Here is an 18,732-nt window from a genome sequence, read left to right as displayed (position 1 = left end):
AAACGCCTCAGTTCGCCTTCGGCGGCGCCGAGGCCGGTTGTGCTGCGGCTTGCGGGGCGCGGCCGACGATCACGGTGAGCAGGCCGTTGCCCCACAGCCGCTTGGAGACCCGCTTGACGTCGTCGAGCGTCACCGCATCGACGATCGCGCTGCGCTTCTCGATGTAGTCGATCGGCAGCTTGTCGAGCTGGTATTGCAGCATCGCCTGCGCGAGCTTGGAGGAGGTGTCGAGCGCCAGCATCTGCGAGCCCTTCAGATAGGACTTCGCCTCGTCGAGCTCCTGCTGCGTCGGACCTTGCTCGGCGATGCGGCGGATCTCCGCCTCGATCGCATCGACGGTCTCGCCGGCGCGATCGGCGCGTGTGCCGGTGTTGCCGATGAACAGCGCGGAGTGATCCATCCAGAGCAGCGCCTCATAGATCGAATAGGCCAGCCCGCGCTTCTCGCGCACTTCCTTGTAAAGCCGCGACGACAGCCCGCCGCCGCCGAGAATGTGGTTCACCACATAGCCGGCCATGAAGTCCGGATCATGCCTGCTGATGCCGGGGCCGCCGAAGGTGACGACGGTCTGCGGCACGTCGAGCGGGACGAAGGCGCGCTGCGGCGGCTTGGTCGCCACGACGTCGGGGATCGCCGTCAATTCGGCCTTGGCCGGCAGGTCGCCGAAGGTCTTGTCCAGCAGCTTGCCGAGCGTCTCGGGATCGACGTCGCCGACCACGGCGATCCGCAGGGTGTCCTTGGCGATGATGCGGCGGACATACTCCTTCAGATCGGCGATCTCGATGGTCGGCACGCTCTCCAGCGTGCCGGTCGCCGTCCTGCCGTAAGGATGGTCGCCGAAGGCGAGCTCGAGGAACTTGCGGCCGGACAGCGAGGACGGATTGGTCGATTCGCGGCGCAGGTTCGAGATCACCTGGGCGCGGATGCGTTCGACGTCCTTCGGCTCGAAGTGCGGCGAGGTCAGCGCCATCCGCAACAGGTCGTAGGCTTCGTCCTTGTTGTCCTTGAGCATGCGCAGCGAGCCGCGGAACTGATCGCGGTTGGACTGGAAGCTGAGCTCGATGGCGCGGCGCTCGAGCCGCTCATGATAGGTCTTGGAATCGAGATCGCCGGAGCCCTCGTCGAGCAGGTCGGCGACCAGATTGCCGACGCCGGGCTTGCCGGGCGGATCCTGGCTGGCGCCGCCGCCGAAGGAATATTCCATCGCGATCAGCGGCACGGTGGCATCCTGCACGAACCACGCCTCGATGCCGCCGGGCGACACCAGCCGCTGGATCTTGGCCGCGGCTTGCGAGGGCGCTGACGTCAGCGTCAGCAACGCGGCGCAGGCGCCGCCGATCAGCACTGTGCGACGCGTGAGAGTGCGGCGGGTGATGGAATAGATCACGAGCGCTTCTCCTCGCGTTTCGGCGCAGTATCCTTGATCAGATAGCCGGTCACCGACCGCTTCTTGTCGAGCCAGGTGGCGGCGGCAGCGCGCACCTGCTCGGCGGTGACGGCGCGAATGCGTTCCGGCCAGCTCCTGATGTCGTCGATGCTGAGCCCGGTGGTCAGCGCGCCGCCGTACCAGCGCGCCAAGGTCGCCTGGTTGTCCTGGGCGTAGATCGCCTCCGCGATCAGCTGGGTCTTGACCCGTTCGAGATCCTCGGCGCGCGCGGGGTTCTGCGCGAGATCGGCGATCACCTTGTCGATCGCGTCCTCGATCTGTCCGAACTCGACGCCGGCCTTGGGCGTTACCGCGATCGAGAATTGCGACGGATCGAGCGCGGTGCCCTGATAGCCGGCGCTCGCCGAGATCGCGAGGCCCTTGTCGATCACCAGCGAACGATAGAGATACGAGTTGGCGCCGCCGCCCATCAATTGCGCGAGCACGTCGAGTGCCTGGCTCTCGCCCGCCGCAGCCGTGGTCGCCGACGGCACCAGATAATAGCGGCGCAGGTTCGGCTGTTCGACGCGGGGGTCCGACAGCGTCACGGTGCGCGGCGCGGCCGGGGTCGGCTCCTGCGGCCGGACACGCTTCTCGGGGATCGCACGTTGCGCCGGGATCGGGCCGAAATTCTTCTCGACCAGCGGGCGGATGTCCTTGACGTCGACGTCGCCGGCGATGACCAGGATCGCGTTGTTCGGCGCGTAGAAGCGGCGGTAGAAGGCGAGTGCATCCTCGCGGTCGAGCTTCTCGATCTCCTGGTGCCAGCCGATCACCGGCCGGCCGTAGGGATGGTTGAGATAGAGCGCGGCCATGATCTGCTCGGTGAGCCTTGCATCCGGGTTGTTGGCAACCCGCATGTTGAACTCCTCGAGCACGACGTCGCGCTCGGGCAGCACATTCTCATCCTTCAGGATCAGGCCGGTCATGCGGTCGGCCTCGAACTCCATCATGGTGGGCAGCTGCTCGCGCGGCACGCGCTGGAAGTAGCCGGTGTAGTCGTTGGAGGTGAAGGCGTTCTCGTTGCCGCCGACGCGCAGCACGGTCTGCGAGAACTCGCCTGCCGGGTGCTTGGCGGTGCCCTTGAACATCAGATGCTCGAGGAAATGCGCGAGGCCAGATTTGCCCGGCGTCTCGTCGGCGGAGCCGACCTTGTACCAGATCATCTGCGTCACGACCGGCGTGCGGTGATCGGGGATCACCACGACCTGCAGGCCGTTGTCGAGCGTGAAGCTCGCAGGGCGTTCCGAGGTGACGGTGGTCTGGGCGCGGAGGCTGGTGCCCGACAGCGGGATCGTTGAAATAAAGGCGGCAGTGAACAGGGCAATCGATCGGCGTGAGGGCATCATGGTCCTTATGGAAGCCTGGACGGATGGCCGGGCATGAAAGACGCCATCGTACACGGTGCAGTCCGTGCCAGTCGTCACGAAGCGGAGAGACGGACGTCCCTCCGCATTAAGCTTTGCTCATGTCAGCCTTCGCCCAAACAGGCCAAGCTTTGCCCAAACAGGCCAAGCGTCACTGCAGCGGTTTTCCGGTCATGACGTCGTATTGGCCCTCGTTCACCTTCGGCTTCATCGGGCCTGTGCCGTAGTCAAAGCCCGAGGACGGCGTCTGGTAGCCTGGAGGCGGCTCGGTCAGGGATTCTCGCGTCGGCTCGCCCTTGAACGGCTTGGACTCGCTGCTGTTTCCCTTGAACATGCCGAGCAGACCGCCGGTGTAACCGAGCTGGCTCGGCATCAGCGACGGATTGGTGTTGGTGCCCGGCTCGAGCGGCTCCCTGCGTCCCTCGGTGGCAGTCTGCTGCTTGCGGCCCGCCTCGATCTCAGCCGGGGTCAACGCCACCGCCGACTGCCACGGCTCCTTCTTGACTTCCTTCTTGCGCGCGGCGATCGCGGCCTTCCGCGCCGCGATATCAGGGTCCTTCGGCCAGTTCGGCGCGTTGACCTGGGCGGCTGTGGCAGGCGGCGGCAGGTCGAGCTTCGGCGGCACCACCAGCGGCGAGCGCTCGCGATAGTCGATGCCCTTGCTGGCGGCGCTCTTGGCGCCGAGCCCGGTCATCAGATTGTCGATGATCCGCTCTTCGAAGGTCAGGCCGTCATCGCCGTCATCCTCGTCGTCGCCAGCACGCACCGGGCTGGCTGCCATCACGAGGCCGATCCCGGCCGCGACGAACGCCAGGCGCAGGCCGCGCATCAGCGGCAGGGACGCCGTCTCGGTCAGGTAAAAGCGGGCTTTGGTGCTGCGCATCGCGCTATCCCCATTTCCAAAATTCGCCAGAGCGATCACTGGCTTAGCGCTCAGTTCCGCTGGGTGCAGGTCGGCCGCCGACCGGCTCGTATCGGCCGGGATCAGGGCGCTTTTACGGCGGGGGTCCCCATGACGGAATCATACAATAGGGCCGCCACGCCAGCAACGATCGCCACGTCGGCGAGGTTGAAGATGTACCAATTATAGGTTTTTCCGGCGATCTCGACATGGAACAGGGCAAAATCGACCACGGCGCCATAGGCGAAGCGGTCGATCCCGTTCCCGATCGCACCGCCGATGATCAGGCCCAGCGACACCGTCGCGAGCCAGGTCCGCGACCGCGCCATCCAGATCGCGAGCGCGATCACGGCGGCGGCCTTGATCACCATCAGCAGGATCTGGGCCGCCGGGGTCTCGCTCTGAAACCAGCCGAAGCTGATGCCGGGATTCCAGGCCAGCACCAGGTCGAAAAACGGCGTCACCTCGACCGCGCCGCGGTGGGCGATCCCGAAGATGTAGAGCAGCCAGAGCTTGGAGGCCTGGTCGGCGATCAGGGTGATGACCGCCGCCAGCACACCGGCGCGAACGGGCGAGCTCAAGCCGTGACCCCCAGCGCCTTCCATTCGCGCAGCGCCTGCGCGTCGCGCGGCGAGACGTCGGGATACTCAGGATCCTCGCCGACCGTGGGCAGGATCTTCCACGAGCGCGCGCATTTGGTGCCGACCGCTTTCTCGACCACCACGGCGACGCCGGGCACGGCATCGAGGCGGAAGGCCGTGGCCGGCGCCTCGCCCTCGCGCACCTCGTAGTTCGAGGTGATGCAGACCTCGGCGAGGTCGATGTCGAACAGCGTGGCCAGCATCGCCCGGTCGGCGACGTAGATCACCGGCGATGCCTCGAGCGACGAGCCGATCCGCTTGGCGGCGCGCTCAAGCTCCAGCGCGCCGGTGACGACGCGGCGGACGTTGCGGATGGTCTCCCATTTCGCGGCGAGCGCGTCGTCGCGGAATTGCTCCAGACCCTCGGGGAACAGCGTGAGATGCACCGAGGGCTCCGCGCCCGGCCGGTACATCCGCCAGGCTTCGTCAGTGGTAAAGCTCAGGATCGGCGCCAACCATTTCAGGATCGCGTCACACAGCAGGTCGATCGTGGTCAGCGCCGCCTTGCGCGCCACCGAGGACGGCGGATCGCAATACAGCGTGTCCTTGCGGATATCGAAATAGAACGCCGACAGTTCGGAGTTCATGAAGGCCGCGAGGCTTGCGACCACAGTCTTGTAGTCGAACGCGGCATAGGCCTGACGGATGGTCTCGGCATGGCCGGCCAGTTCGTGCAGCATCAGCCGCTCGAGCTCGGGCATCTCGGCAAAGGCGACCTTCTCGGACGGCTTGAAGTGATGCAGCGTGCCGAGCATCCAGCGGATCGAGTTGCGCAGCTTGCGATAGGTCTCGATGGTGTTCTTCAGGATCTCGGGGCCGATGCGCTGGTCGTCGGCATAGTCGGTGGCGCAGACCCACAGGCGCAGGATGTCCGCACCGGAATCCTTGATCACCTTCTGCGGCTCGACCGTGTTGCCGAGCGACTTCGACATCTTGCGGCCGTTCTCGTCGAGCGTGAAGCCGTGGGTCAGCACGATGTCGTAGGGCGCGCGGCCGCGGGTGCCGGCGCTTTCCAGCAGCGACGAGTGGAACCAGCCGCGATGCTGGTCGCTGCCTTCCAGATACATCACGGTGTCGTCGCCGCCGTCGATCTTGCGGACGATGTTGCCGAGCTGCGGGAAGTTCTGGCGGTCTTCCAGCACGAAGGCATGCGTGGAGCCGGAATCGAACCAGACGTCGCAGATGTCGTCGACCTTCTTCCAGTTCTCCGAGGCGCGGCTGCCGAGGAAGCGCTCGCGGGCGCCGTCCATGTACCAGGCGTCGGCGCCTTCCTCCATGAACGCTTCGGTGATGCGCTGGTTGACCACCTCGTCCTGCAGGATCTCGGCCGAGCCGTCGCTGTTCTCGCGCACGAACACGGCGATCGGCACGCCCCAGGCGCGCTGGCGCGAGATCACCCAGTCCGGCCGGTTGGCGATCATGCCGTTGATGCGGTTCTCGCCGGCCGGCGGCACCCATTGGGTGACCGAGATCGCGTGCAGCGCGCGGGTGCGCAGCGTGTCGCCCTTCTTGGCGTGACCATCCTCAGCGATGTCCTTGTCCATCGCGATGAACCATTGCGGCGTGTTGCGAAAGATCACCGGCTTCTTGGAGCGCCAGGAATGCGGGTACTGGTGCTTGAGGCGGCCGCGCGCCAAGAGCTTGCCGGCCTCGATCAGCGCCTTGATCACCGCCTCGTTGGCGTCGCCCTTCTCGCCCTTGTCGTTGAGCACGCGTTTTCCCGTGAAGCCCGGCGCCTGCGCGGTGTAGGCGCCGTTCTCGTCGACCGTGTAGGGGATCGCGGTCGGGATGCCGCGCGCATCGAGCTCGCGCGTGTTGGCGGTCCAGACGTCGAAGTCCTCGCGGCCGTGGCTCGGTGCGGTGTGCACGAAGCCGGTGCCGGTGTCGTCGGTGACGTGTTCACCTGATAGCAGCGGCACGGTGAATTCGTAGCCGCCACCGAAGCCGCGCAGCGGATGCGCACATTCGACGGCGTCCAGCGTGTCGCCGGGGATATCGCGGACCTTCTCATAGGAGGTGACGCGCGCCTGCTTGAACACCTCAGCGGCGAGCGCATCGGCGAGGATCAGGAGATCGCCGTTCCTGGCCCAATTGTCCGCGGGCGCGTCGGTGACCTTGTAAAGGCCGTAGGCGATCTTCGGCGAGAACGAGATCGCGCGGTTGCCGGGCAGCGTCCACGGCGTGGTGGTCCAGATCACGACCGAGGCATCGGCCAGCGCGCCATGCGCCGGCGAGGTGACCGGGAATTTCACCCACACCATGTCGGAGGTGTAGTCCTCGTATTCGACCTCGGCTTCGGCCAGCGCGGTCTTCTCGACCACGCTCCACATCACCGGCTTGGAGCCGCGGTACAGCGTGCCGTTGGCGGCGAACTTCATCAGCTCGCGGGCGATCTGCGCCTCGGCCGGATAACTCATGGTCTGATAGGGATGATCCCAGTCGCCGATGATGCCGAGCCGCTTGAACTCCTCGCGCTGCACGTTGATCCAGTGCGTCGCATAGGCGCGGCATTCCCGGCGGAACGCGACCATCGCGGCGGAGTCGCGGAAGTCGGGCTTCTGCTTGCCCTTGGAGCGGTAGTTTTCCTCCTCGATCTTCCATTCGATCGGCAGGCCGTGGCAGTCCCAGCCCGGCACGTAGTTGGAGTCGAAGCCGAGCATCTGCTGGCTCTTGGTCACGACGTCCTTGAGGATCTTGTTCAGCGCGTGGCCGATATGGATGTTGCCGTTGGCGTAGGGGGGGCCATCATGCAGCACGAATTTGGCGCGGCCCTCGGCTTCCCGGCGCAGCCTGTCGTAGAGGCCGATCTCGTTCCAGTATTTCAGGATTTCCGGCTCGCGCTGGGGCAGGCCGGCGCGCATCGGGAATTCCGTCTGCGGCAGGTAAAGGGTCTTGGAATAGTCGTTGGAGTCGGTCTTTTGCGGCTTGTCGGACATGAAAGCTCTGATTTGGCAGGTGCGGGCGCGGAAACGCGATCAATCGCGGGTGAAACGTCGAAGTCCCGGTCTTGCGCCGAGCCTTCAGGCTCAGGCGGAAGCCGGGCCGCTAATCCGTATGATGCGCCGCGAAAACATGGGGTTTTCCATAGCAGCCAGCCAGGGAAATCGCAAAGCCCTCGGTTGCCGGCGGCCCCGTACCGCGGGACCGCCCCTGGAGCGGTTGAGCTGGAGCGGCGGGTTTACCTCTCCCTTGGGAGAGGTCGGCGCGAAGCGCCGGGTGAGGGGTTAAGGTCTCTCGACGGAGCTGCGGCCCCTCACCCGATTTGCTGCGCAAATCGACCTCTCCCCGCCGGGGAGAGGTGGACCGAACCCGCGGTCAAACCGATTCAACCTAACTTCATCCCGCGCTAACCCTGCCGCGGCCGGGCCGGATTGCCCGCCACGATCGCGCCAGCGGCGACGTCCCGCGTCACCACGCTGCCGGCCCCGACCAGGGCGCCGTCGCCGATCGTGACGCCGGGCAGGATGATGGCACCGCCGCCGATCCAGACGTCGCTGCCGATCCGGATCGGGCGGCCGAACTCCAGCCCGGTGCGCCGGGTTTCGGCATCGCGCGGGTGGTCGGCGGTATAGATCTGCACCGCTGGCCCGATCTGGGTGCGATCGCCGATCGTGACCTCGACGACGTCGAGGATGACGCAATTGAAGTTGAGGAACACGCCGTCGCCGAGGCTGATATTGCTGCCGTAATCGCAGAAGAACGGCGGCCGGATCACGGCACCCTTGCCGACCCGGCCGAGCCGTTCGCACAGCAGGGCGTGTCGTTCCGATATCGGCGATGCCAGCGCCGCGTTGTAGCGCGCCATCCAGGCCTTCGCCTTGGCTTGATCGGCGGCGAGCTCATCGTCGGTATAATAGAGCTCGCCCGCGAGCATCTTTTGCTTTTCAGTTTTCAATCGATCACTCCGAGCTGCGGGAACGCGTCCGGCGCTGCGGCCAATGCCGCGCGCGCCCTGGCGCTGTCGTCATCCATCTGGCGTATCAACGCCTCGATGGTGTCGAATTTCAGCTCTTCGCGAATGAAACCGATGAAGGCGACATCGAGGACGGTGTCGTAGAGATCGCCCTTGAAGTCGAACAGGAAGACTTCGAGCAACGGCGCGCCGTTGTCGAAGGTCGGGCGGCGTCCGAAGCTAGCGACGCCGTCGAACCGCACCTTGTCGTTTCCGTGCGCCTTGCCGACCCGCACCGCATAGATGCCGTGCTTCAGGCCGCAATGCTTGTCGAGGCGGATGTTGGCGGTGGGGTAGCCGAGGTCGCGGCCGCGCTTCTCGCCGTGGATGACCTTGCCGGTTGCGAACCACGGCCCGCCGAGCATCGTGGTGGCATCGTCGACCTGGCCCTCGGCGAGCGCCATGCGGATGGCGCTGGAAGAGACCGGACGCTCCTCGATGTCGACATGGGCCTGCACATCGACCTCGATGCCGAGCCGCGGCGCTTCGCTGACGAGCAGGCTCGGCGAGCCGACACGACCTTTGCCGAAATGGAAGTCGTAGCCGACCGCGATCCCGCTGATGCCGAGCCGGCCGATCAGGTCATGGTGAATGAAGTCCTGTGCCGTGGTCCCGGCGCGCGCTTTGTCGAACGTCATCACGACGGCGCCGGCGAGCCCGGTGGCCGCGAGCAGCCGCAGCTTGTTGGTCTCGTCCGTGAGGCGGAATTGCGGGGTGTTCGGGCTGAAGAAACTGCGCGGATGCGGTTCGAAGGTCACGGCGAGCGCAGGCACGCCGCGCGCTCTGCCCATCGCCAGCGCCGCGCCGATCACGGCGCGGTGACCGAGATGGACGCCGTCGAAATTTCCCATCGCGACCACGGCGCCCTTCGGAATGGCGCTTTCGGGCGTGTTGTCGCGGATAACGGTAAAGCCGGTGCTCATGTCAGGTGTTCTTCAAGGATTCTTAAGCATGATTGGTGCGGGCCGGACCGTGACGCGGCGGCGGCGTGGAAGTCAAGCATAGCGAAAATCGCGTCAAATCCGTAACAATCCGGATTCAGCCGGTTAACGCGCTGTTTAACGCCTGCTGTTAGTCGTTGGCGGAAAGCTGCGTTCGTGCAGAAGCAGGTTGCGTCAGGCGTTTTGGGGGGAAAGATGGCGGTTGATTTGTCCATGCCGGTTCTGGTGGTTGATGATTACAGCACCATGATCCGCATCATCCGGAATCTTCTCAAGCAGCTTGGATTCGAGAATATCGACGATGCCTCCGACGGCTCGGCCGCACTCAACAAGATGCGCAGCAAGAAGTATGGCCTGGTGATTTCCGACTGGAACATGGAGCCGATGACCGGCTACGATTTGCTCAAGGAAGTCCGCGCCGATCCGAATCTCGCGACCACGCCCTTCATCATGATCACGGCGGAATCCAAGACCGAGAACGTGATCGCGGCCAAGAAAGCCGGCGTGAACAACTACATCGTCAAGCCGTTCAACGCGGCGACGCTGAAGACCAAGATCGAGGCGGTCTTCCCGGACATGGCGACGGCGTAAGATCCGTTCACCGCTCTAACTGAACTCGCGTCATGCCCAGGGCTGGTCCCGGGCATCCACTTTTTTGGGTGATGATAAGGCGAGACGTGACTGGTCTGCGCGAGCGCTAGCGAGGTCTGCCGCAAGGGTCTGCACGATTTCGGAATATTAGAATAATATCCCTGAGTTGCCCGACGTGTCAAGCGGGCTGATCCACCGTCAGCCGCCCCCGGCTACTGTGCATGGGGTTGTTTTCGATATTTTGTCGGCGAAGCGCCCGCTACCACTTCAGCTCGCGCATCAGCGCGCGCGGCGGATGGCCGAACAATTCCTTGATCGAGGCCGGATCGAGCTGCTCGATGCCCTCGAACTGCTCGGAATGGATGCCGCGGGTGACGAACAAAAGGTCGATGCCGAAGCCATGGGCGCCGGTGAGGTCGGTGCGCACGGAATCGCCGATCGCGAGCACGCGGCCGAGTTCGGTCGGACGCCCGCGACGCTCGGCGGCGAGCGCCATGGCGCGCTCGTAGATCGGCCGGTGCGGCTTGCCGTAGAACACCGACTCGCCGCCGAGCTCGCGATAGAGTTCGGCAACCGCGCCGGCGCAGTAGATCAGCCGGTCGCCGCGCTCGACCACGATGTCGGGATTGGCGCAGACCAGCGTCAGCTTGCGTTCGAGCGCCTTGAGCAGCGTGTCGCGATAGTCCTCGGCGGATTCGGTCTCGTCGTCGAACAGGCCGGTGCAGATGATGTAGTCGGCCTGTTCCAGCGGCACCAAGGTGGCATCGAGGCCGCGATGGATCGAGCTGTCGCGCTCCGGGCCGATCCAGAAGATCTTCTGGCCGGGATGATCAGCAACGAAATGGCGCGTCAGGTCGCCCGAGGAGACGATCGCGTCATAGGTCTCGTCGGCGACGCCGAGCTTGCGCAGCTGGCGCTGCACCGAATCGGCCGGACGCGGTGCGTTGGTGATCAGGATGACGGTGCCGCCCTGCTGGCGGAAGGTGTGCAGCGCCTCACAGGCCTCCGGAAAGGATTCGAGCCCGTTGTGCACGACGCCCCAGATGTCCGACAGCACGACGTCGACGTCGCCAGTGAGGTCGCGCAGCCGCTCGACGAAACGCAACGATGTCATGATGCGAACCGCCGGTTAATTCGGCCCGAGCGCGCGGCGCGCCAGCGCGGCGCTGCCAGTTGCGCGCGGTGGCACTGCGGGGCTGGAGACGGGTGAGGAAGTGCCGGCGCCATTGAGATCCTGGGGCTTAGTCTGCGGAGCCTCGGCGGTAGCAGATGCCCCTTCCGGCCGCAACGGCCGCGGCGGGGCGAACAGGAAGCCCTGGCCGAACCGGACATCGTAGTCGAGCAGGTCGACCACCGAGCGCTCGCCCTCGATCCGTTCGGCGATCAGGTCGATGCCGAAGCGGCCGAGCAGGTCGGACAGATCGGAGGGATCGATATCCGATGTCGCGCTTTGGCTGGAGTCGAGCAGCAGCGCGGCCGGCACCTTGATGAAGCGGACGCCGCGATCGGCGAGCTCGCGCGGCTCGAGCCGAAGGTCGCTGACGTGGTCGATCGAGAACCGGTAGCCGCGCTGCGACAGTGCCGCGAGATTCTCGCTTTCGACCGGGCCGAGATTGCGGAAGGTCGCCTGCTTGAACTCGAGCACGAAGGAGGGCGCCAGCGCGCGGTTGGCTTCGAGGAAGTCGAGACACTGGGTGAAGTGCTGCGGGCTCGCCAGTGTCGCCGCCGAGACGTTGCAGAACACGCCGACATCCTTGCTGCGGATCATCAGGCGGCGCAGCACCTGGACGCAGCGGAGCATCACCATGTGGTCGATGCGGCCGATCAGGCCGCCGACCTCGGCCGCCTCGATGAAATCGTCGGCGGCAAGCACCTGGTCGCGCTCGTCGCGCAGCCGCGTCACCGCCTCGTAGTAGCGCACCTTGCGCTGCGGCAGCGTCACCATCGGCTGCAGGTAGATGTCGAGGCGGTTTTCGTCGATGGCGTGCCTGATCGCGCCGATGAGCTGGGTCTGGTTGCGCGAGATCGCCGCCGGAGGTGTCGGCGGCGGCGGGGCGGCAAACACGACGGTCGGGGCCGGCAGGACCGGTTGCAGCAGATCGTCGCGCGGCGCGGCGACCGGCTGTGCCACCGGAGCTGCCGCCAGCAAATCCTCATGATGGGCGACGGACGCTGCAAGCTGCCGCACCAGGCCGCCAAGCTCGTTGATCTCGCCGGCCATGCCCTGGATCCGGTCGGCACCGGTGGAGTTCGCCGAGGCGACGCGGCCTTCGACCGCGGCCAGCCGGCGGCCGAATTCGGCGACCTGGCGGGCGAGGTCGGCGGTGCCGCGCGACAGGTCGGCGATCTGGCCGCCGACGTCGCTGCGGTCGCGCAGCCGCATCGAGACCGCGTTGTAGAGGATCAGGCAGGTGAGGGCGGTGAGCGCCACGATCGCCGATTCCGATCCGCTGATGCCCGCTACCGAATACAGCACGAAGCCCAGCGAGGCTGCGACCAGCACCATGCAGATGGCGATGAAGATCGTCGAAATGCGAATCATGTCGCGCGCTTAGCGCCCTCTCTCCGAACGTCCCCGGGGGGCAAGCTTAGCACCATTGTTGATTCGACGGGGCAGCGATCTTCCGAACCGGCTGGAACTGCACACGATTTTCGCTTCGCCTTGGCCGACCTCGAAGTCGGGCTCCGTAATAGACGGGAGCCGGCCGCGGCGCGCCGGTCAGAGGTCGGCGGCGGCGATCCAGAACACCTCGCCCTCGGAGTCCTCGGTGTCGAGCCAGAGCAGCGGCAGGTTGGGATAGGCGGCCTCGAGATTGTCGCGGCCGCGGCCGATCTCGCAGAGCAGCCCGCCCTGCGGGGTCAGATGCTGCTTGGCCTCGTCGAGCAGGCGGCGGACGATGTCCAGCCCATCAGTGCCGCCGTCGAATGCGATCTTCGGCTCGGCGCGGCACTCGCGCGGCAGCGCGGCCATGCCCTCGGCATCGACATAGGGCGGGTTCGAGATGATGAGATCGTAGCGCTTGTTGTCGAACGGCTTGAACAGGTCGCCGCGATAGAGCGTCAGGCGATCGTCGAGGCCGTGGTCGGCGACGTTGCGCGCGGCGACCTCCAGTGCATCCTTGGAAATATCCACCGCGTCGACCGAGGCATTGGCAAAATGCAGCGCGGCCAGGATCGCAAGGCAGCCGGAGCCGGTGCAGAGGTCGAGCACGCTTTCGACGTCAGCGGGATCGCCGATCAGCGAGGTGCCGTCCTCGTCGCCGCCGAAATGCGAATCCAGCAATTCGCCGATGAAGGAGCGCGGCACGATGGTGCGTTCGTCGACATAGAACGGCAGGCCGCGCATATAGACCCTGTTGACGAGATAGGCGGCCGGCTTTCGCGTCGCGATCCGCCGCTCGATCAGGTCGAGGATCTGCTTGCCTTCGGCAATCGTGACGCGCGCGTTCGCGAAGCTCTCGAACTGATCGGGATGCAGATGCAGCGTCTCTGAGATCAGGAACGCGGCCTCGGCCACCGGATCGGTGGTGCCGTGCGCGAACACCAGCTTGGCGGCGTTGAAGCGGCTGACCGCATAACGCAGGAAATCGAACAGAGTGTGAAGCTCCCCGGCGCCGACCTTGAGTGCGTTCCTGGGAGCTTTCGGCGTGGCGGGGCTGCGCGTGGCCGGCACTTTGCTGCGCTTGGCCATCAGGATTTGGTCCAGCGCGCGGCGGCCGCGTCGTCATGGCCCTGCGCCTCGATCCAGCTGGTGCCGCGCGCGCTCTCCTCGCGCTTCCAGAACGGGGCGTTGGTCTTCAGATAGTCCATCAGGAACTCGGCTGCCTCGAACGCGGCCTGCCGGTGCGCCGAGGCGGTCACGACCAGCACGATGTTCTCGCCCGGCGCGATGCGGCCGAAGCGGTGGATGATGGTGAGGCCCTGCAACGGCCAGCGCGCCAGCGCCTCGTCGGCATGGCGTCCAATCTCGGCTTCCGCCATGCCAGGGTAATGTTCGAGCGTCAGCGCCGCGATCGGCTCGCCCTGTTCGCTGCCGCGGCAGATGCCGCTGAAGCTGACCACCGCGCCGATATCGGTGCGGCCCTTGCTCAAGGCCGCGATCTCCTGCGCGACGTCGAAGTCGGCGTCCTGGATACGGATGGTCGCTGTGACAGTCATGACCAGACTTAGCCGCCGGTCATCGGCGGGAAGAACGCGATCTCGCGGGCGCCGGAGATTGCAGCGTCCGGTTTGACATGGGCGTGGTCGATCGCGGCGCGGATCACCGTTGGCTTCTCGAACGCATGGGCGTAGCCGTCGTCGCGCGCGGCAAGCCAGCCGATCAATTCGCCGATGGTGCGCACCTCGGCCGGTGGTTCGACGGTCTCCTCGGCCTTGCCGATGCGCTCGCGCACCCAGGCGAAATATTTCAGCTTCATCCCTCATCCTCCTTGATGAGGTGATGGATGCCGGCGCGGAAGTAATCCCAGCCGGTGTAGATCGTGAAGATCGCCGACATCCAGAGCAGCACGATGCCGATCAGGGTGGTCGCCGGGAACACCTGCTCGCCGGCTTCGCCGGCGATCAAAAAGCCGATCGCCACCAGCTGGATCGTGGTCTTCCACTTCGCCAGCTTGGTGACGGGTACGCTGACCCGCAGCCCCGCGAGATATTCGCGCAGGCCCGAGACCAGGATCTCGCGGCACAGGATCACGATCGCCGCCCACAGCGTCCAGCCGTGGATCGAGTTGTCGGCGGCCAGCATCAGGAGGCTGGAGGCTACCAGCAGCTTGTCGGCGATCGGATCGAGCATCCGGCCGAAAGCGGACTGCTGGTCCCACATCCGGGCGTAATAGCCATCGAGATAGTCGGTGATCCCCGCCGCAATGAACACGGCCAGCGCCACCCAGCGCAGCCATAGCGGGCCGTCCAGGATCGACTGCCAGTAGACGCAGCCGATCACCACCGGGATCGCGGCGATCCGGGCGTAGGTCAGGATATTCGGGAGGGACAAGGTCTTGGTCTGTCCCCGGGTCGTCGCGATGTTCATCCGTTCTACCAATACCGCTGAAGCGAGAAGGTCAACCGTGCGGGCGCCAAAGCGCGGCGAGATTACGCGGAATCGTCATGGCGTCTTAGCTCGTTGTTTATGCATGATCTTTTCGTAACATTGCGGGACGCTTTGCTGCATCATGCCCTAGATGCCCTGTCGCAGGCGACGCCCTGATGAATAGCCTTTGGTTTAACCCGGCTGGGCGTGGAAAAACTCGAAAATCTTGCGGGCACTCTCGGCGCTGACGCCGGGAACCTTGCCGAGGTCGGCGATCGAGGCCCGCTCGATCTCCTTGAGCGTTCCGAAGTGGTGCAGCAAGGCGCGTTTGCGCGACGGGCCGATGCCCGGGATTTCCTGCAGGCCGGCCTCGCGGATGTCCTTCTTGCGCAGCTTGCGGTGCGAGCCGATCACGAAGCGGTGCGCCTCGTCGCGCAGCCGCTGGATGAAATACAGCACCGGGTCGCGCGGCTCCAGCTTGATGGCTTCGCGGTCCGGCATGAACAGGGTTTCCCGCCCCGCATCGCGCTCCGGCCCCTTGGCCACCGCCATCAGCGAGACCTGGGTCAGTCCGAGATTTGTGAAAATCTCCCGGACCGCGTTGAGCTGGCCGCGGCCGCCGTCGATGATGACGAGATCTGGCCATTGCGGGAACGACTCGTCGTCGGTCTTCGCCTTGGCAGCCTCGCCCTCCGGCGGCTTCAGCAGCCGCTTGAAGCGGCGCTCCAGCACCTCGCGCATCATCCCGTAATCGTCGCCGGGCGTCAGCCCTTCGGACTTGATGTTGAACTTTCGGTACTGGTTCTTCATGAACCCGTCGGGTCCCGCCACGATCATCGCGCCGACTGCGTTGGTGCCCTGGATGTGGCTGTTGTCGTAGACCTCGATGCGCTTCGGCGTATGCGGCAGGCCGAGAGTCGTGACCATGCCCTCCAGCAGCCGGCTTTGAGTTGCGGTATCGGCGAGCTTGCGGCCGAGCGCCTCGCGCGCATTGGTGAGCGCGTGGCCGATCAGCTCCTTCTTCTCGCCGCGCTTGGGCACGGAGACCTCGACCTTAAATCCGGCCTTCACCGACAGCGCGTCGGCGAGCAACGCGCTTTCCTCGATCTCATGCGACAGCAGGATCAGCTTCGGCGGCGGCTTGTCGTCGTAGAATTGCGCGAGGAACGAGGACAGCACCTCCTCGGGCGTGAAGGTCTTTTCCGCGCGCGGGAAATAGGCGCGGTTGCCCCAGTTCTGGCCGGTGCGGAAGAAGAACACCTCGACGCAGGAATAGCCGCCTTCCTGGTGGATCGCGAACACGTCGGCCTCTTCGACGGTGCGCGGGTTGATGCCCTGCTGCGACTGGATCGCCGACAGTGCCGCGAGGCGGTCGCGGTACAGCGCCGCGGTCTCGAACTCGAGCTCGCCGGACGCTTTCTCCATCTCGGCCGCGAGCAATTCCTTCACGGCGTGGCTGCGGCCGGAGAGGAATTCGGTCGCCTCGCGCACCAGCTCGCTATAGCCGGGAAAATCGATCTCGCGCGTGCAGGGGCCGGCGCAGCGCTTGATCTGATAGAGCAGGCAGGGCCGGGTGCGGCTTTCGAAGAAGCCATCGGTGCAGGAGCGGATCAGGAACGCGCGCTGCAGCGCCGTGATGGTGCGGTTGACGGCGCCGGCGTTGGCGAATGGGCCGAAATAACGTCCGGGCCGGGACTGGGCGCCGCGATGCTTGAGGATCTGCGGCGCCCAGTGATCGCCGGTGATCAGAATATAGGGAAACGATTTGTCGTCGCGCAGCTGCACGTTGAAGCGCGGCCGGAGCTGCTTGATCAGATTGGCTTCGAGCAGCAGCGCCTCGGTTTCGGTCATGGTCGAGACGATCTCGACATGCGTGGTCGCCGCGATCATGCGCAGGATGCGCGCCGGCAGCGGTGCGTTGGCCCGCGCATAGGACGACAGCCGCTTTTTGACGTTCTTCGCCTTGCCGACATAGAGCACGTCGTTGGCGGCGTTGAGCATGCGATAGACGCCCGGCGAGGTCGGGGCGAGGCGAACCGCGTTCTCGATCGCCTCATGCCCGATCGAGAGCGTCCCCTCGGCAACCGGCTCGGAGGCGTCCTCCGATGCCTCAGGCAGACGCGCCTCGTCGTCCTCCTCGGTGGCGGAGCTCTCGGGATCGACGTCGCTCGTGTCGAGCGTCAGGTCGTCCTGCGGCAGGTCGGACTTTGAACCGCGCCGTGGCTTGAGGGCTGCCTTGGAATCAGCCTCGGGGGCCGGCGTCGGGCGCTCGGGAGAATCGTGAACCATGGGCCGTAAATTAAGCGCTTGGGCGACCGGTCGCCAGCGCTGGCGGCGTAGGAAAAAACAACCCGATTGCAGCAGGTTATCGGCCAGGCAAGGCCGCCGGGGCGGGGCGGTAACACATTATTAAGACTGATGAGCGGGCCGGTAACCGGGCTTAACAACCCTTTAACTTAAAACTCTCGATAAACCTTAGCGAAAAAAGTGGAGTTCCGTAACCACGCCGGGCCTTGGGGACCAGCGGGCTGCGGCAGTCGCGTGGTGGAGAGTAGCTATGACCCGGTTTGTTGCGCGTGCGCTGGCACTGTTCGTCGCAGGCTGGACGACCTCGGCGGCGGCGGCCGATCTCAACTATGGCTCGCCCTATACCGTCTATCAGCCGCTCAATGCCTATAGCTGGGCCGGTCCCTATCTCGGCGGCAACGTCGGCTATGGCTGGGGCTCGGTCGAGAACAACCCGACCAAGCCGTCCGGCTTCGTCGGCGGCGTGCAGGCCGGCTACAATTTCCAGAACGGCTCTCCATGGGTGTTCGGCATCGAGGCCGATATCCAGGGCACCACGGCCGACGACCGATTCGCGCCGTGGAAGTTCTCCAACCCGTGGTTCGGCACGGTGCGCGGCCGCGCCGGCTATGCGGTCAACAACGTGCTGTTCTACGCGACCGGCGGTCTCGCCTTCGGCGAACTGCGCGGCGAGACCTTCGGCATCACGGAGTCGCACACCAACGCGGGCTTCACGGTCGGCGCCGGCGCCGAAATGGGCTTTGCCCCGAACTGGAGCGCCAAGATCGAATATCTCTACGTCGATCTCGCCAACAGCAACTTCACGATCACCGGCGGCGCGTCGAACGGCTACAGCTTCAGCCTGGTGCGCGCCGGCATCAACTATCATTTCTGAGAACAAGAAAACGTCAGACATCAACTCCCGGCCGCGTCTCGCGCGGCCGGGTTTCTCTTTGTGCTGATCACGTCGACATCGCGCGCTGCTGCATGAACGCCGCGGCGTCCGCGAAACCAGCCGGACGGCCGCACGCATCTGATATGCGGGCACCGTCAATCGCGTCCGCATCATGCAGCTGGTCGTGCAGCGAGCGCGAGCCACGCGCCGTGCAGTCAACTCACACGCAACGCTTCATTCGCCGTTCATCACGAGCCACGCACCGCGCGCGCTCATCATGAAACCACCAGGTTGACCGCCTTCGGGCCCTTGCCCTTCTTGTCGGGTTCAACCTCGAACGTAATGCGCTGTCCTTCAGTCAGGTCCTTCAACCCTGCACGCTCGACAGCCGTGATGTGAACGAACACATCGCGGCCGCCATCGTCAGGCTTGATGAAGCCATAGCCACGCTCTCCGTTGAAGAACTTGACTGTCCCAGTCATGGCCATCGGGAAACTCCTCCCCCGTATTGCTCCACCGCTACGCGCACGCCGCGTAGCGGTTGACCGACATTCGCTTGTCGGAAGCTTGGCCACCTGAACAGGCCGGCGTCACGCCGCCGGTCTGCCTGGATTTTATTTCGGCCTTGTCACTCCGCCGCAACCATTCGCGGAAGCGGAACGTAAAGCCAGTCGTAACAGGATGAGCATAATACGGTTCCGCG

Annotated in this window: 17 protein-coding genes; 2 read left to right on the top strand and 15 right to left on the bottom strand. The window is 65.3% G+C overall.

Annotated elements, in window-relative coordinates:
• Positions 1-7 precede the first annotated feature (7 nt).
• The 7 genes from ACVISU_RS14525 to ACVISU_RS14495 all read right to left on the bottom strand — a co-directional run bounded on the left by ACVISU_RS14525 (position 8) and on the right by ACVISU_RS14495 (position 9,210).
• A complete protein-coding gene (locus ACVISU_RS14525; RefSeq protein WP_456710824.1) occupies positions 8-1,345 on the bottom strand; it encodes a M16 family metallopeptidase in 1,338 nt (445 codons plus the stop codon).
• A 38-nt stretch (positions 1,346-1,383) separates the two neighbouring features.
• A complete protein-coding gene (locus tag ACVISU_RS14520; RefSeq protein ID WP_456707380.1) occupies positions 1,384-2,775 on the bottom strand; it encodes a M16 family metallopeptidase in 1,392 nt (463 codons plus the stop codon).
• Between the two features lie 169 nt (positions 2,776-2,944).
• Positions 2,945-3,676 carry a hypothetical protein gene (locus ACVISU_RS14515; protein WP_456707379.1) on the bottom strand — a complete coding sequence of 244 codons (732 nt, stop codon included), beginning with the start codon at positions 3,674-3,676 and terminating at the stop codon, positions 2,945-2,947.
• Positions 3,677-3,777: 101 nt separating this feature from the next.
• Positions 3,778-4,299 carry a signal peptidase II gene (lspA, locus tag ACVISU_RS14510; protein WP_050402765.1) on the bottom strand — a complete coding sequence of 174 codons (522 nt, stop codon included), beginning with the start codon at positions 4,297-4,299 and terminating at the stop codon, positions 3,778-3,780.
• On the bottom strand, positions 4,272-7,271 hold the full coding sequence (ileS, locus tag ACVISU_RS14505; RefSeq protein ID WP_456707378.1) for an isoleucine--tRNA ligase: 3,000 nt from the start codon (positions 7,269-7,271) through the stop codon (positions 4,272-4,274). The genes lspA and ileS overlap by 28 nt, the downstream gene beginning before the upstream one ends.
• 410 nt (positions 7,272-7,681) lie before the next feature.
• Entirely contained in the window at positions 7,682-8,209 is a 528-nt protein-coding gene (locus ACVISU_RS14500; RefSeq protein ID WP_050402763.1) for a sugar O-acetyltransferase, read from the bottom strand.
• A gap of 17 nt (positions 8,210-8,226) precedes the next feature.
• A complete protein-coding gene (locus tag ACVISU_RS14495; protein WP_050402762.1) occupies positions 8,227-9,210 on the bottom strand; it encodes a bifunctional riboflavin kinase/FAD synthetase in 984 nt (327 codons plus the stop codon).
• 213 nt (positions 9,211-9,423) lie between these two features.
• On the opposite strand from ACVISU_RS14495, the gene ACVISU_RS14490 reads away from it, so the two are divergent.
• Entirely contained in the window at positions 9,424-9,819 is a 396-nt protein-coding gene (locus ACVISU_RS14490; RefSeq protein ID WP_050402761.1) for a response regulator, read from the top strand.
• Positions 9,820-10,078: 259 nt separating this feature from the next.
• Here ACVISU_RS14490 and ACVISU_RS14485 read toward each other — a convergent pair whose 3' ends face one another.
• The 7 genes from ACVISU_RS14485 to uvrC form a co-directional block, all read right to left on the bottom strand.
• On the bottom strand, positions 10,079-10,933 hold the full coding sequence (locus tag ACVISU_RS14485) for a TIGR01459 family HAD-type hydrolase (protein WP_050402760.1): 855 nt from the start codon (positions 10,931-10,933) through the stop codon (positions 10,079-10,081).
• A gap of 15 nt (positions 10,934-10,948) precedes the next feature.
• Positions 10,949-12,361 carry an EAL domain-containing protein gene (locus tag ACVISU_RS14480; protein WP_456707377.1) on the bottom strand — a complete coding sequence of 471 codons (1,413 nt, stop codon included), beginning with the start codon at positions 12,359-12,361 and terminating at the stop codon, positions 10,949-10,951.
• 177 nt (positions 12,362-12,538) lie between these two features.
• Complete coding sequence (gene prmB, locus ACVISU_RS14475; RefSeq protein ID WP_456707376.1) at positions 12,539-13,510, bottom strand: 50S ribosomal protein L3 N(5)-glutamine methyltransferase; 972 nt, start codon at positions 13,508-13,510, stop codon at positions 12,539-12,541.
• Positions 13,510-13,977, bottom strand: a complete 468-nt coding sequence (locus ACVISU_RS14470; protein ID WP_456707375.1) for a molybdenum cofactor biosynthesis protein MoaE — start codon at positions 13,975-13,977, stop codon at positions 13,510-13,512. The genes prmB and ACVISU_RS14470 overlap by 1 nt, the downstream gene beginning before the upstream one ends.
• 8 nt (positions 13,978-13,985) lie before the next feature.
• A complete protein-coding gene (gene moaD, locus ACVISU_RS14465; RefSeq protein WP_456707374.1) occupies positions 13,986-14,237 on the bottom strand; it encodes a molybdopterin converting factor subunit 1 in 252 nt (83 codons plus the stop codon).
• Positions 14,234-14,848, bottom strand: coding sequence for a CDP-diacylglycerol--glycerol-3-phosphate 3-phosphatidyltransferase (gene pgsA, locus ACVISU_RS14460; protein WP_194458636.1), 615 nt, complete (start codon positions 14,846-14,848; stop codon positions 14,234-14,236). The genes moaD and pgsA overlap by 4 nt, the downstream gene beginning before the upstream one ends.
• Positions 14,849-15,040: 192 nt before the next feature.
• Positions 15,041-17,137 carry an excinuclease ABC subunit UvrC gene (gene uvrC, locus ACVISU_RS14455; protein WP_050402754.1) on the bottom strand — a complete coding sequence of 699 codons (2,097 nt, stop codon included), beginning with the start codon at positions 17,135-17,137 and terminating at the stop codon, positions 15,041-15,043.
• Between the two features lie 268 nt (positions 17,138-17,405).
• Between uvrC and ACVISU_RS14450 the strand changes: the two genes are divergently transcribed.
• Positions 17,406-18,029: an outer membrane protein gene (locus ACVISU_RS14450; protein WP_050402753.1), complete on the top strand. Its 624-nt coding sequence runs from the start codon at positions 17,406-17,408 to the stop codon at positions 18,027-18,029.
• Positions 18,030-18,304: 275 nt separating this feature from the next.
• Here ACVISU_RS14450 and ACVISU_RS14445 read toward each other — a convergent pair whose 3' ends face one another.
• Positions 18,305-18,517 carry a cold-shock protein gene (locus ACVISU_RS14445; RefSeq protein WP_016844477.1) on the bottom strand — a complete coding sequence of 71 codons (213 nt, stop codon included), beginning with the start codon at positions 18,515-18,517 and terminating at the stop codon, positions 18,305-18,307.
• Positions 18,518-18,732: the final 215 nt, after the last annotated feature.

The sequence above is a fragment of the Bradyrhizobium sp. USDA 4452 genome (assembly GCF_054063575.1).
The sequence above is the reverse complement of the archived record's forward strand: the minus strand, read 5'-3'. Positions and strand labels throughout refer to the sequence as shown.